This is a genomic window from Dactylosporangium thailandense, assembly GCF_059739745.1.
Genome location: NZ_AP029195.1, coordinates 9,333,881 through 9,346,770, shown reverse-complemented (window position 1 = coordinate 9,346,770; position 12,890 = coordinate 9,333,881). Strand labels below are relative to the sequence as shown.

10 protein-coding genes are annotated in these 12,890 nt (G+C 73.0%); 5 read left to right on the top strand and 5 right to left on the bottom strand.

Going from position 1 to position 12,890, the window contains the following annotated elements; translation table 11 throughout:
• Nucleotides 1-31: 31 nt before the first annotated feature.
• Nucleotides 32-3,910 carry a wHTH domain-containing protein gene (locus AC6JBM_RS41600; RefSeq protein WP_497979273.1) on the bottom strand — a complete coding sequence of 1,293 codons (3,879 nt, stop codon included), beginning with the start codon at nt 3,908-3,910 and terminating at the stop codon, nt 32-34.
• Nucleotides 3,911-4,043: 133 nt separating this feature from the next.
• Here AC6JBM_RS41600 and AC6JBM_RS41595 point away from each other — a divergent pair, with 133 nt between their 5' ends.
• Complete coding sequence (locus tag AC6JBM_RS41595; protein WP_497979272.1) at nt 4,044-5,378, top strand: RICIN domain-containing protein; 1,335 nt, start codon at nt 4,044-4,046, stop codon at nt 5,376-5,378.
• A gap of 275 nt (nt 5,379-5,653) precedes the next feature.
• Complete coding sequence (locus AC6JBM_RS41590; protein ID WP_497979271.1) at nt 5,654-6,037, top strand: DUF6082 family protein; 384 nt, start codon at nt 5,654-5,656, stop codon at nt 6,035-6,037.
• A 19-nt stretch (nt 6,038-6,056) separates the two neighbouring features.
• Here AC6JBM_RS41590 and AC6JBM_RS41585 read toward each other — a convergent pair whose 3' ends face one another.
• Together AC6JBM_RS41585 and AC6JBM_RS41580 are read right to left on the bottom strand one after the other, a co-directional pair.
• Nucleotides 6,057-6,620, bottom strand: coding sequence for a DUF1684 domain-containing protein (locus tag AC6JBM_RS41585; protein WP_497979270.1), 564 nt, complete (start codon nt 6,618-6,620; stop codon nt 6,057-6,059).
• 10 nt (nt 6,621-6,630) lie between these two features.
• Nucleotides 6,631-7,626 (bottom strand): fatty acid desaturase family protein, encoded by a 996-nt coding sequence (locus AC6JBM_RS41580; RefSeq protein ID WP_497979269.1) that lies wholly within the window; start codon nt 7,624-7,626, stop codon nt 6,631-6,633.
• A 101-nt stretch (nt 7,627-7,727) separates the two neighbouring features.
• On the opposite strand from AC6JBM_RS41580, the gene AC6JBM_RS41575 reads away from it, so the two are divergent.
• Together AC6JBM_RS41575 and AC6JBM_RS41570 are read left to right on the top strand one after the other, a co-directional pair.
• Entirely contained in the window at nt 7,728-8,684 is a 957-nt protein-coding gene (locus tag AC6JBM_RS41575; protein WP_497979268.1) for a lactonase family protein, read from the top strand.
• 84 nt (nt 8,685-8,768) lie between these two features.
• A complete protein-coding gene (locus tag AC6JBM_RS41570; protein WP_497979267.1) occupies nt 8,769-9,008 on the top strand; it encodes a hypothetical protein in 240 nt (79 codons plus the stop codon).
• A 286-nt stretch (nt 9,009-9,294) separates the two neighbouring features.
• On the opposite strand, the gene AC6JBM_RS41565 is transcribed toward AC6JBM_RS41570, so the two are convergent.
• Entirely contained in the window at nt 9,295-10,221 is a 927-nt protein-coding gene (locus AC6JBM_RS41565) for a hypothetical protein (protein ID WP_497979266.1), read from the bottom strand.
• 413 nt (nt 10,222-10,634) lie between these two features.
• Here AC6JBM_RS41565 and AC6JBM_RS41560 point away from each other — a divergent pair, with 413 nt between their 5' ends.
• Nucleotides 10,635-11,687: a DMT family transporter gene (locus AC6JBM_RS41560; protein WP_497979265.1), complete on the top strand. Its 1,053-nt coding sequence runs from the start codon at nt 10,635-10,637 to the stop codon at nt 11,685-11,687.
• Here the strand turns inward: AC6JBM_RS41560 and AC6JBM_RS41555 are convergent.
• Nucleotides 11,684-12,748 (bottom strand): hypothetical protein, encoded by a 1,065-nt coding sequence (locus tag AC6JBM_RS41555; RefSeq protein ID WP_497979264.1) that lies wholly within the window; start codon nt 12,746-12,748, stop codon nt 11,684-11,686. The genes AC6JBM_RS41560 and AC6JBM_RS41555 overlap by 4 nt on opposite strands.
• Nucleotides 12,749-12,890 lie beyond the last annotated feature (142 nt).

Genomic DNA, 12,890 nt, shown 5'->3' with positions numbered 1-12,890 from the left:
AGGCATGGGGGTCGATGCCTCGTGAGGTTTGCTACACGCCGCCGGGGCGCAGGCGGGGCAGGCGCGAGTCGACGTCCGGCACCGAGTAGCCCAGCGCCCGCAGCCGCGCGCTGACCTCCTCGATCGGCTTGCGGATCTTCTGGGCCGCGGCCAGCAGGTGGTTGAGCGGCACCGGCTGGGAGGCGTCGAGCCACGGGCGCGAGCCGTCGAGGTCGGTGCTGGCCAGCAGCAGGTCGTTCGGCTTCACCGAGTCGACGGCGATGCTCGAAAGATCCACGTCCACGGTGTACCCCAGCGTCTCCAGCCGGGCCGCGATCTCGTGCACGGGCCGGCGCACCCGCCGGGCGGCCTGCAGCAGGTGCGGCAGCGGCACCTGCTCGTCGAGGTCCAGCCACGGCTGCGACCCGTCCAGGTCCCGGCTGGTGATGAGCAGGTCGTCGGGCTCCACCTGGTCCAGCGTGGGCCCGGCGCCGTGCAGGCTCACCGCGTAGCCCAGGAACGTGAGCCGGGCGGCGATGTCGTGCACGCTGCGGCGGGTCCGCTGGGCGGCGCGCAGGACGCGGATCGTCGGGATCGGCTTCATCGGGTCCAGCCAGGGGTCCGAGCCGTCGAGGTCCTCGCTGGTGATGGTCAGGTCGTCGGGCTCGAGGTGGTCGATGAGGATCGCGTCCGGGTCGACGTCGACGCGGTACCCGCACGCCGAGAGCCGCGCCGCCACCTCCCGCACCTCGCGGCCGGTCGACTCCGCGGCCCGCAGCAGGTGGATCAGCGGCACCGGGCGGGACGAGTCCAGCCACGGCTGCGACCCGTCCAGGTCGCGGCTGGCCAGCTGCAGGTCCTCCGGCTCCAGCTTCACGACCTCGATCGCGTCGAGGTTCCCGCCGAGGGAGAAGCCGAACGAGCGCAGCCGCGCCGCGACCTCGGTCACCGGCCGTGAGGCCCGCTCGGCGGCGCGCAGCACGTGCACCGGCGCCACCTCCTCGCTCAGGTCCAGCCACGGCGAGGTGCTGTCCAGGTCGCGGGAGATGAGCACCAGGTCGTCGGGCTCGGTGGTGAGCGTCTCCCAGCCGCTGTCCAGCGGGTAGCCCAGCAGCGCCAGGCGGGCCGCGGTCTCGTCGGCCGGCAGCCCGACCTTGTGCGCGGCGCGCAGCAGGTGCAGCAGCGTCACCGGCTCCCGCGGGTCGAGCCACGGGTGCGAGCCGTCCAGGTCGCGGCTGGCGATGATCAGGTCGCGCGCGTCGAACTGCTCCAGCGGCAGCACGTCGACGTCCACGTCCACCTCGAAGCCCAGCTGCCGCAGCCGGGCCACCACCTGGTGCACGATCCGGCCGCTGCGATGGGCGGCCCGCAGGAGGTGCACCAGATGTACCGGCTGATCGGGCTGCAGCCACGGCCGCGTCCCGTCCACGTCCCGGCTGGTGAAGATCAGGTCGTCGGGGTCCACGCCCACGGACTCGGCGCCCACCGACGGCTCGAAGCCGAGCGCGTCCAGCCGCGCGGCGACCTCCGGGGCCGAGCGGCCGGTCTTGCGCGCCGCCCGCACGAGGTGCACGAGCGGCACGATGTCCACCGGGTCCAGCCACGGGCCGGTGCCGTCGACGTCGACGCTGAGCAGCAGCGCGTCGGACGGCCGCGCCCGCAGCGCCCGCTTCCAGTCCGGGCCGGGGCGCAGCACCTTGCGGTAGCGCCCGCCCGCGGCCAGCGCGGTGAGCCGCCACTCGACGAGCTCGTCCGGGCCGCCGACGGGGCCGTCGTTGGCCACGAAGCAGCCGGTCACCGCGGCGTCGACGGTCTCGCCGTCCATCTCCCACCGGCCGTGGCCGCGCTCGATCGCCTGCTCGTAGATCAGGTCGGCGACGAGCGGGCGGACGGGGGCGAGCCGGCACAGCCACTCGTAGCCCAGCAGGGTCGTGCCGGGTGCCGTGAGCGCGGGGACGGCCTCCCAGAGCAGGCGGTCGACGTCGTCCTCGCGGTACGCCAGGATCTTCGTGCGATCGACGGACAGGCGCGGCGCCAGGTCCCGGTTGAGGTTGACCACCGCCCCGAAGATCTCCCGGCCGGCGTAGAGCCCGTCGGCCAGCAGCGCGCCGTTGTTGCGGCACCACCAGACCCGCGATCCCTCGGCCGCGACCACGCCCGGCCCGACGCGGTCCTCGTCGTCCTCGTCGTCGCCGAGGTTCTCGGCCGCGCTGGACAGCACGCCGGGCGCCCAGGCCTGGCTCTGCACCCCGTCGGTCGCGTCGGTGGCGAACTCGGCCACCCACAGCAGCTTGCGCAGCTCCTCGACGGCGCTGACGGTCACGCCCTCGCGCAGGTGCAGCCGGACCGTCGTGCCGGTCTCGGTGCCCGGCCCGAGGTCCTGGATGCGGAACAGGCTGCCCGGGCCCGCGATCGAGACCCGCAGCCGCTCGCCGGACTGCCCGTCGCGGCCCATCCGGCACGTCTGCACGGTCAGCTCGTCGGCGAGCATGAAGTAGCTGAGCACGCCGATGCCGAAGCGGCTGTTCGGGAACAGCTGGACCGGCGGGTCGAGCCGCGCCCACTCGGCCTGCTCCTCCAGGAACTCGGGCAGGTCGGCCAGGCGCACGCCGGCCTGCGAGAAGACCTCGCTGAGCTCGCGCACGCCCATGCCGATGCCGTTGTCGGAGCAGTCGAGGTAGCCGCGGCCGTGCTCGTCGACGCCCTGGGTGAATGTGATGTGCCCGTCCCACGGGAGCTTGCGATCGTGGGCGCGGGTCAGGTACTCCGTGCGCGCCTCGCGGTATCGGCAGGCGTCCAGCGCGTTCTGGTACAGCTCCCGGATCGCCAGTGCCGGATCACCGTAGAGCTGCTCGCCCATGAGCAGCTCGCGGACCCGGTCCTCGGCCAGCCGGAAACGCACGCCGGCGGACTGGTAGGCGGGCACGCCGTCGCGCACCAGCGGCCCGACGTCGTCGGTGGCGGCCCGGTTGGGCAGGTGCCGCAGCGGCTGCAGCGCCTCGTCGCGGCTGGCCGCCCGCTGCGCCTCGGCCAGCAGCTGGTTCAGCGTGTCGATGTGCGCGCGCAGGGCGACCTCGATCGACGGGTGCGCGCACGCGGCGGTGAGCACCAGCGTCGCGCCCCGCAGGTCCCAGTGCGAGTCGCGGACGGTGTCCAGGACCTGATCCGCGGTGACCGGGTCGCCGATGCCGAGGTGCTCGCCGACGACCTCCGGCAGCACGGTGACCTCGATCGCCAGGCCGCGCGCGATGGCCAGCAGGAAACCGATGAGCCGCTCCCGTACTGCTCCCTGCCGCGACAGCAGCGACTCGGGCCGGTCGTGCCGGTTGAGGAACGCCGGGTCGGCCCGGATCGCGCGCAGCAGCTCGGCGGTGCGCGCGTCCTGCGTCGCGCCGGTCAGCGCCGCGATCGTCGCCGGCTGGTAGGCCTGCGGCCGGCGGCCGATCCACCGGTGCAGCAGCCACCAGCCGAGCTCGGCCGCGGTCTCGCGGCGCCCGGCGCGGATCGCGGCCAGGGCCCGGCGGTGCGGCTGCGCATAGGTCTGCGTGAAGCGCTCGAACGCGGCCCGGTCGCTGCTCGCGTCCTGCGAGGGCTCCAGGTCGCCGGGCTGCACCCCGCGCTCCTGGGCGGCCAGGCCCGACCACAGGGTGTCATGCAGCAGCGGCAGCGTCACCAGTAGCAACGCCTCGGGTCCCGTGAACCGCACGTCCGGCGGCAGCTGCTCGATCAGCTTGCTGATCTGGTTCGACATGCGATCGCCGAAGTCGTCGTCCTGCCACGGGTCATCACCCAGCGAGGCCGCGGCCCGGCCGCGCGCGGCGGCGAGTTCCCGCACCAGCGCAACGGCTTGGTCACGATGCGTCGACGCGTCGTCCACGCGACCCCAAACCGTATGCTGCCCCGCGATCGTTTCCCAGCCCGTTGGCACCATGCGGGAAAACTTACCGGGGGATCGCAACGCACTGCGCGTAAGACCGGGATTGGACTTCCGGCCGGTCGCCTTTTGTTGCGCAAGCAGCTACGGTGCTCTCGGCTTTCTTCGGCTCCTTGAGGGGGATCACGGCATGTCCGTCGCTGGAGACGGGGACAACGCGGGCGATTCGGGCGCGCAGTCCTCACTCGCCGGCCCGCTGCCCCCCGCCGCCGGTCCCAACTCCCGCCACCGCGTGCCCCCGACGGCCTCGGCCGCCGCGCGCGTGCTGCCGGAGCCGTTCACCCCGCCGAAGCCGACGATTCCGGCGGTTCCGCACCAGCGCCGCCCCGACGGCCCGACCGCTGTCGCCATGGCGACGGTGCCGGCGGTCATGGCGGACGAGCCGGACCCGTCCCCGGTGGCGACCCTGGCCGGCGAGCGGCGCGCGGACGCGGCCGACCTCAGCGACGCCGAGAACGCCGAGAACCTGGCGTTCATCGTCTCGCTCCCGGGCATCTCCAACGACCCGGAGCTGACCGACGACTCCTCGCCGGCCGCCGACCCCTCGCCACCGGACGAGACGGTGGTCGAGACGGTCGAGGGCGAGCTGCTTCCCGTCGGTCCCGTGGTTCCCGGCGACGACTCCCCGACGGTGGCTGACTTTCACGCACCGGCGCTGGCGATCGTCACGGACTACGACCATGAGGACGCCGAGGACTACCGCGGCAGCCGTCGCCGGCGCGTGATGCCGTGGAAGAAGTACCCGGTCGGCGCCGTCGCCGTGGCGGTGCTCCTGCTGCTCATCACGGGCGCCGTGGCGTTCCAGGCCATGCGCGGCGACGACTCCGGCGGCAACGACAACGCCCTGCCGGGCCGGGTCCCGGGCGTGGACATGCCCGGCGGCCGGGCCCCGGGCGGCGCCGCCGTCTCGTCCCCGTCCGCGTCGGCGGAGTCGACGGAGGATGCGGCGACCGAGGCCGCGGCCCCGACGACGACCCGCGCCCACACCGCGACGACCGCCCCGGCCGCCTCCCAGCCGGCGTCCTCGCCGACCGCCTCGCCGGCCGCGACCAAGACGACGACCACTGCGCCGCCCGCCCCGCTCACCCAGGGCCGCCTGATGGGCGCGCAGTCGCGCAAGTGCCTCGAATACCGCCCCGGCTCCGCCAACCGCGTGGTCATCGACGCCTGCGGCGGCTCGGCCCAGGTCTTCCGCATCCAGGGCAACGCGGCGACGGGCGCGACCCTGCTCGCGGACAACGGCTACTGCCTGGACGTGGTGAACCGGGACACCGCGAACGGGACGCCGGTCCAGGTGTACGCGTGCAACGGCACGCCGGCGCAGGTCTTCGTCCGCCGCGCGGACAACACGTGGCAGAACCCGAACGCGAAACGCTGCCTGACGGCGGCCGGCACCGGCTCGGGCGCGGTCGTGGTCATCTGGGACTGCGCGGCCGCCTCGAGCCAGATCTGGACCATGCAGTAGCTTCGTGAATGCACGTGCCGACGCGCCGTGAATTCGGCGGCGATCGTTTGGTTCCGAGCAATTTCCGATGCTAATGTGACGTGCGGACGTGCGGTTCCGGCTCATTCACGATTCATTCAACCATGAGTCCCGGAATACGATCACCGAATATCATCGTCGACGCCCATGATGGATCCTTGGTCGCCCGGCTCCGGCCGTGCGAAGGCGTTCATGAGGTCGGGTGAGCGATGGGCAGAATTCCTGCCGGTCGCGTCGTTTCGGCGCGACCGCTGATCGTGTCCGGCGCATTGCTGGCCGCCGTGCTGCTCGCCGGCGTGCTGGGCCTGGCCGGAATCGGCGCCGCGGAAATGGCCACCGGCACGCGCGCGCCGCGGGGCTGGGACGAACTGAGCGACGCCTTCTCGGTGGTGAACGGGATCTTCTCGGCGTTCGCCCTCATCGTGGTGCTCGTGACGCTGTGGGTGCAGTTCAACGAGCTGCGCATGCAGCGGGCAGAGCTCAGAATGCAACGCGAGGCGGCCGAACAGTCCGGCCGCGAACTGTTCCGCTCCTCCGAGTCCGTCGTCCGGGAACTGCACAACCATCTGCTGGAGATGGCGATCAACGACGAGGACCTGGCCGAGGTGTGGCCCTTTCAGCGCTTCCGGTCGCCGGAATAGGCGCCCCCGCGACGGCCGGTCAGTGGTAGGAGAGCTCGCCGGCGCGGATCGGGTGCTCGAGGCGGTTCTCGAACGGGGCCAGCGGGCAGGCCCAGGCGTCGTCGTAGGCGCAGCTCGGGTTGTACGCGTAGTTGAAGTCCAGCCGTACGCGGCCGTCCGGCAGGGTGACCACGCCGCGGCCGTGGGTGCCCTTCACGGAGTCGGTCAGGTAGCGGCCCGCGCCGTAGGTCTCGTGGCCGCTCGTGCCGTCGCGGAACGGCAGGAACAGGCCGCCGCCGTAGGCCGCGAGCCAGAACAGGGTCAGCCTGCCCCACGGGGTGTCGAGGATGCCGGCCCGCTCGTAGGTCAGGACGCCGTCGGGGCCGCCCGTGGCGATCTCCAGGGTGCCGGACGCGGGCGTCAGGGGCACCGTGGCGACGAACTCGTCCGACGCGGGGAAGTAGCGCAGCGGGCCCGGCGCGGCCGACTGGGAGTGGGTGGCGAAGAGGTCGTCGCGAAGGGCCCGGAATCCCGCCAGGTCCTCGTCGGAGAGGTACATGGCGGCGACCCGGGCCCGGTAGTCGGCCAGTGCGAGATGGTCCACGCCCCCGAAGTTACCGCCGCAGCGGCGCCCCGGCCTCGTGGAGGTGGCGGAGGGCCTGGGCGTAGGAGTCCACGAACGTGGCCGAGTGGTACGGGACGCCGATCTCCGCGCAGTACCGCTGCACGATCGGCTGGGCCTTGCGCAGGTTCGGCGTGGGCATGTTCGGGAACAGGTGGTGCTCGATCTGGTAGTTCAGGCCGCCGAGCACGACGTCGAGCCACACGCCGCCGCGCACGTTGCGCGACGTGAGCACCTGCTTGCGCAGGAAGTCGAGCTCGTCCTCGGACGTCAGCACCGGCATGCCCTTGTGGTTCGGTGCGAAGGTCATCCCGAGGTACAGCCCGAAGAGCCCCTGGTGGATGAGGATGAACGCGATCGCCATGCCGGGGGAGAACAGCAGGAAGGCGGCCGCGAGGTAGACGGCGATGTGGCCGTACAACAGGAAGCCCTCCAGGCGGCGGCGCTTCACGGTGGGCAGGGCCCGCGCGCTCGACACGTGCAGGTTGAAGCCCTCCAGGAGCAGCAGCGGGAAGAACAGCAGCGCCTGATGGCCGCCGATGATCCGCGCGAGGCCGCGGGCGCGCTCGGCCTGCCGCGTCGACCACACGAGGATGTCCGGCGCGACGTCCGGGTCGTGCTCCTCGTGGTTGGGGTTGGCGTGGTGGCGGGTGTGCTTGTTCATCCACCAGCCGTAGCTCATCCCGATGCCGGCGTTGCCCGCGAGCATGCCCAGCGCCTCCGACCAGCGGCGGCCGCGGAAGACCTGCTTGTGGGCGAGGTCGTGGGCGACGAGGGCGACCTGGGCGTACGCGACCGCGAGCACGGCCGCGAACCACAGGCTGTGCGTGACCGCCAGCCCGGCCCAGCCGCCGGCGTAGAGGGCGACGACCAGGGTGAGCCGGAGGGCGTAATAGCCGGGCCGCCGGTCGAGCAGTCCGGCCGCGCGGATCCGCTGGGACAGGGCGGTGAAGTCGCTCGTTCGCTCCGCAGAGACCAGAACTGTCATGCGTTTCAGCGTTCCGGTTTCATGGGCCGTGATCGAACCCGGCAGCCCCCGCGATTGATGGTAGTGCTGCCCCCACCCTTAAGGGTCGATAGGTTTGACGGGTGCCATTGCTCATCGGCTCCTACGCAGACCAGTACTCCACCTACGACGACGACTTCAAGCCGCTCGCCCCGCCGGTGCGCTCGCCCGCGCCGAGCTTCCTCGCGGTGGGCGCGGGCGGGGTCCGGTACGCCGTCGGCGAGCTCGACGGCGGGCAGGTCTCGGCCTTCACCCCCGGCGGTGAGCTGATCAACACGCTGCCGACCGGCGGCGGCTCCCCGTGCCACGCCGTGGTCGCGGACGACCGGCTGTTCGTGGCCAACTACGCCACCGGCAGCGTCGCGGTGTTCGCGCTGCGGGCCGACGGCGGGCTCGATCGGCAGACCGACCTGGCCCAGCACGCCGGGGCGAGCGTCAACCCGGACCGGCAGGAGGGGCCGCACGCGCACCAGGTGACCGTTCGCGGCGCGATGCTGCACGCCGTCGACCTCGGCATGGACGCGATCGTGCACTACCGCGTCACGCCCGAGGGCCGCCTGGAGCACCTGCGCACCACGACGGTGCAGCCGCTGGGCACCGGGCCGCGGCACCTCGTGTTCCACCCCGACGGGCGCGTGTTCGTCGCCAACGAGCTGGCGTCGACCGTCTCGACGTACACCTCCGGCTTCGAACTGCTCGACGTCAAGCCCTCCTGCCTCGTGCAGCCGGTCGGCAACAACCTGCCCAGCGAGCTCGCGCTGTCCCGCGACGGCCGGCACCTCTACGTGGCCAACCGCGGCAACGACACGATCACCACGTTCGCCGTCGAGGGCGGCGGCCTGCTGCCCGTCGACGAGGTGAGCACCGGCGGCACCTGGCCGCGGCACTTCGCGGTGCTGGACGGCGCCCTGTGCGTGGCGAACCAGCACTCGAACACCGTGGCGGTCCTCGATCTGGATCCCGACTCCGGCGTACCGTCCCCGGCCACCGTCGTGATCGAGCACCCGTCGCCGAGCGCAGTGATCCCCGTCGCTGCCTGACCCCGCCCTCGCCCTGGGCGATCTTGTGGATGAGGCGGCACCGAACACTTGCTGAACCGGCGTTAGGTGCCGCACCATCGATGCATGGGTGAGCTCGTGGCTTTGCCCAAATCGGGCGACGTGTTCGAAGACCGCCGCGGCGGCGACCGCACCATGCGCGTGACGGGCCACCCGGAGCGGGGCACCGTGGTGGTGTCGCTGTGGGTGGACAAGATCTGCCGGGCGTCGTTCCAGCTCGCGGAGGACGACCTCCCGCGGCTGCGGGAGGCCCTGGCCGAGATGCGGTTCGAGCGGCCGGCGGACGCCCTTTCCGACACGGCCTGACGCGCGTCCTGACCCACGGCACCGGACCGTCCGCGCCGGGTGTCAGCAGGGCATGACTCGGGTCCGCGGGGGTGCGGACCGTTGCTCCCGCCAGACACCGCTCGGCGCTGCGCGCCGACGCTGCCAGGTCCGGGGGTGGTCGCGCTGAGCCTCATCCGTTCTACGCGAGCGTCCGCCTGAGGTCAGACGGCCTCGCCGGCCGCAGGTTGGGGCCGCGCGCCGACGTTGCCGGGTCCGGGGTGGTCGCGCTGAGCCCTTGCCGTCCTACGCGAGCGTCCGCCCGAGGTCAGACGGCCTCGCCGGTCGCGAGCGTCGCCTTGTCCGCCGCGTCCGATCGCAGGTTCCGGTTGCGCTGCCGCGGCACCCGGGTCCTGGGCAGGATCGTCGACGCCGTGATTCCCGCCTGCCGGGCCGCGTCGAGCGTGTCGCGAAGCTCCGCGGCCTCCGCGGCCACCTCCGCCGCCTCCTGGGCCAGCGCCGCCGCGGCCACCACGGCCACGTCCGCCGCCTTCACCGCGGCGCGCTCGGTGGCGGCCGCCGCGTCGTAGAGCCGCCGCGCGCGGCTCTCCGCGGTGCGGCGCAGCTCGACCTCGCGGGCCGCGAGTTCCTGCAGCGGATCGGCCCCGGCCACGCCCTTGAACACCTGCTCGAGCGCGTCCACGGTGATGTCGCCGCGCTTGAAGGCGTCCAGGGCCGCGCGCGAGACCTCGCGCTTGGTCTCGTCGTCCTGGTCGAGCACCGGCTGCTGCGGCTCGGCGGCGACCTGACCGGCGGCCTGCAGGGCCTCCTGGTAGGCCTTCTGGGCCACGTCGAACACGTTCCACGCGTGCTCGCGGGCGGTCTGCGCGGCCAGGCTGCGGGCCTGCGCCTCGACCACGGTGAGCTGGGCGCGCTTCGCGGCGGCGGCGGTCGCGGCGGCCTGGCGGATGAGCTCGCCGGCCTCGACCCGCAGCCGGGAACGCTCGGCCGGGCTCAGGCTCGCCTCGGCCTGCTCGACGGCGGCCCGGCGGTCGGCGCGGTTGAGCCGGTAGAGGCTCCAGCGCGACAGGAACGCGGCGAGGAGGACGAACAACACGATGACGGCCATCAACCCGACCCAGAGCACGATGGCCCCGGTGACCGGGTCGAGACCAAAGATTCCGCGCCCGCCCGTGAGGGTCCACGGCAGGTCACGGGGGGATTGTGCCAACGTGGCGGGGGTGTCAATGGCCACGGCGCGACCTCCGGCTGTGCGTGTTGCCTCAGCGTAATCGCCGCGACCCAGGCGGGCACCCCATCGAGACGTGACTATTCGGCGAAGTTACGTACACGAATAGTGACCCTCGGGCAAGAAACCGCCGCTCAACGGCGTGTCGGGCGGCGTGTCGCGGTCGCGGTCCGTGCCGATCGACGGGTGGGTGTCGGCGACTTGTCATCACATCGTGATCGGCCGGGAAAATCGGGTGTCCGTCCGCGGGGTGATCGCTAAGGTCCCGCGCATGTGCTTGCGCGTCGTGTGCCCGCCGCCCATTCGGTAGCGGGCAGGCCCGAAGACCACGGCACCCGGCGGCGTGACCCCGGGTCGGTGGCGGCTGCCCGCGTTCGGAAACGCGTCCAGCCCAGCCGATGACCCGGGAGCACACCCGTATGCGAAATTCCGTTGGCCTCAATCTGTTCTTCATCGCCCTCGCCGCCGTGTCGTGGGGCTTCGGCGGCTTCGTGGCCGCCGTGCTGTACGACCACAGCGGCCTCGGCCCGATCGCCGTCACGTTCTGGCGCTACGCCGGGGGCCTGGCCCTGCTGGCGGCGCTCCGGCCGTTCCTGCGCACCGCGACCGGCCGGCGCGCCAAGCCGGCGACGCGCATCCTCAACGGCCTCGGCATGGCCGTGTACCAGACCGCCTACTACGTGGCCATCGCGCTCGGCGGCGTCGGCATCGTCACCGTGGTCACCCTCGGCTCCGGCCCGATCCTGATCGCCATCGGCGCCCGCCTGTTCCTCGGCGAGCGTCTCGGCCGGGCGGGCCTGGCCACGGTCGCCGCCTCGGTCGCGGGCCTGGTCCTGCTGGTCCTGCGGAGCCCGGGCGCTGGTCCTCACCCCGTGGCCGGCATCGCGGTGGCCCTGGTCTCGGCGGCCGGCTACGCCGCGGTGACCCTGCTCAACCGGGCCCAGGCCGACGACCCCTTCGACTCCGCCCTCACCGGCTTCGCCGTCGGCGCCGTCGCGCTGCTGCCCATCGCCGCGTTCGAGGGCCTGCTGCCGAGGACGGACGGCCTGGGCGAGACGCTGGCGCTGCTGGCGTTCCAGGGCGCGGTGCCCACGGCCCTCGCCTACGCGCTGTTCTTCCGCGGGCTGACCGTGGTGCGGGCGACGACGGCGTCCGTGGTCGCGCTGAGTGAACCCTTCGCGGCCGTCGCGCTCGGGGCCCTGGTGCTGCACGAGCGGCTGACGCCGTGGTCCGCCGCCGGCGGCGCGATCCTGCTGGCCTGCGTCGCCGCGCTCGCGGTGCAGGAACGCCGGGCCGGACGCGAAGGCCCGGAACGCGAAGGACGCGAAGGGCTGGAACGCGAAGGACGCGAAGGGCTGGAACGCGAAGGACGCGAAGGGCTGGAACGCGAAGGACGCGAAGGGCTCGAACGCGAAGGACGCGAAGGGCCGGACGCTCAGCGCCCGGCCCTTCGCGAAACCAGCAGCAGCTAGCCGACGATGCCGCTGAAGAAGGGCAGCGCGCCCTGAGCCAGGCCGCCCACCACGGGCAGGCCCGTCACCACGGGCAGGGCCTCGGTCTGCGCGTGCCGCGGCGCGTAGGAGTCCGACTCCGCGTGCCGCGGCGCGTACGCCGCCGACTCCGTCACCAGCGGCAGGTTGCTCGCCGCCTGCGGCAGGGCGCCCGTCGTCGGCACGAGCCGGTTCGCCACCGCGGTCGTGCTCACGCCCGGCGTCGGGCCCACGCCGCCGATCACCGGGACGCCGGTGATCGAGTCGTTCTTGAGCACGTCGCTGCCGCCGAGCGGGAGGTCGTCCACCAGGGGCAGGCCGCCCGCCTCGGTGGCGCCGCGGCCCGCGCCCGGCAGGCCGCCGCCGATCGGGAGGCCGAGGTTGTCGACGGGGTTGAGCGTGCCGCGCACCGGCAGGCCGCCGCTGAGCAGCGGCAGGCCCCCGACGAGCGGAAGGTCCTCGGTCTTGCCCTGCTTCGCCTTGCGCGGCGACGGCTTGACCGACGGGAACGCGGTGGAGGTGTCCGCGATGGAGGTGCCCCGCAGCGTGTCGGTGCCGGGCAGGCCCAGCTGCGACAGGTCCGTCAGCCCGCCGACGAGCGGCAGGGTCGACAGCGAGTCCTCGGTGTCGGCCAGCGACGGCGCCTGGCCCGCGCCCGGCAGGGCGTTGGCGGCGACGGCGTCGGTCGGCAGGGCCGGCAGGTTCGGCAGCCGGCTCGACGTCGTGCGCGGCAGGCCCAGGCTGTCGGTCGGCACGAGGCTCGACACCGGCAGGCCCTGGAGCATGCCCGGAACGGCCTGGCGGTTGATGCGGTTGCGGCTCAGCGGGGCCGACGTCGTCGCCTCGGTGCTGGTGTCGATGCGGTCGGTGTGCGCCTGCAGCTGCAGGGACTGGTTGTTCGGGCCGCCGGCGGGCGAGAACAGGTCGTCCAGCTGACCGGGCGCCAGCGCGGTGTCATCGGCGTGTGCGGCGCCGGCGCCGAGCAGCAGCATGCCGCCCGCGATGCCGACGGTCCCTACCGTCCGGCGAAGCCACGTGTTCATCCTCGAAAACCAATCTGGTCGACAATGCGATTCGCCGGGACCAACGAGATCGCCGGTCATCGGAAACTGGTGATCTTCGCTAGGATCGGCCGGTGACGTCCGAGTCGTGGCTGATGAGGCGGTTGCGGGGGAACCTTCCACG

What these genes read in the sequence shown, in the direction of transcription:
- AC6JBM_RS41600 (WP_497979273.1), bottom strand. Translation starts at nt 3,910, where the DNA reads ATGGTGCCAACGGGCTGGGAAACGATCGCGGGGCAGCATACGGTTTGG.
- AC6JBM_RS41595 (WP_497979272.1), top strand. Translation starts at nt 4,044, where the DNA reads ATGTCCGTCGCTGGAGACGGGGACAACGCGGGCGATTCGGGCGCGCAG.
- AC6JBM_RS41580 (WP_497979269.1), bottom strand. Translation starts at nt 7,626, where the DNA reads ATGACAGTTCTGGTCTCTGCGGAGCGAACGAGCGACTTCACCGCCCTG.
- AC6JBM_RS41570 (WP_497979267.1), top strand. Translation starts at nt 8,769, where the DNA reads ATGGGTGAGCTCGTGGCTTTGCCCAAATCGGGCGACGTGTTCGAAGAC.
- AC6JBM_RS41560 (WP_497979265.1), top strand. Translation starts at nt 10,635, where the DNA reads ATGCGAAATTCCGTTGGCCTCAATCTGTTCTTCATCGCCCTCGCCGCC.
- AC6JBM_RS41555 (WP_497979264.1), bottom strand. Translation starts at nt 12,748, where the DNA reads ATGAACACGTGGCTTCGCCGGACGGTAGGGACCGTCGGCATCGCGGGC.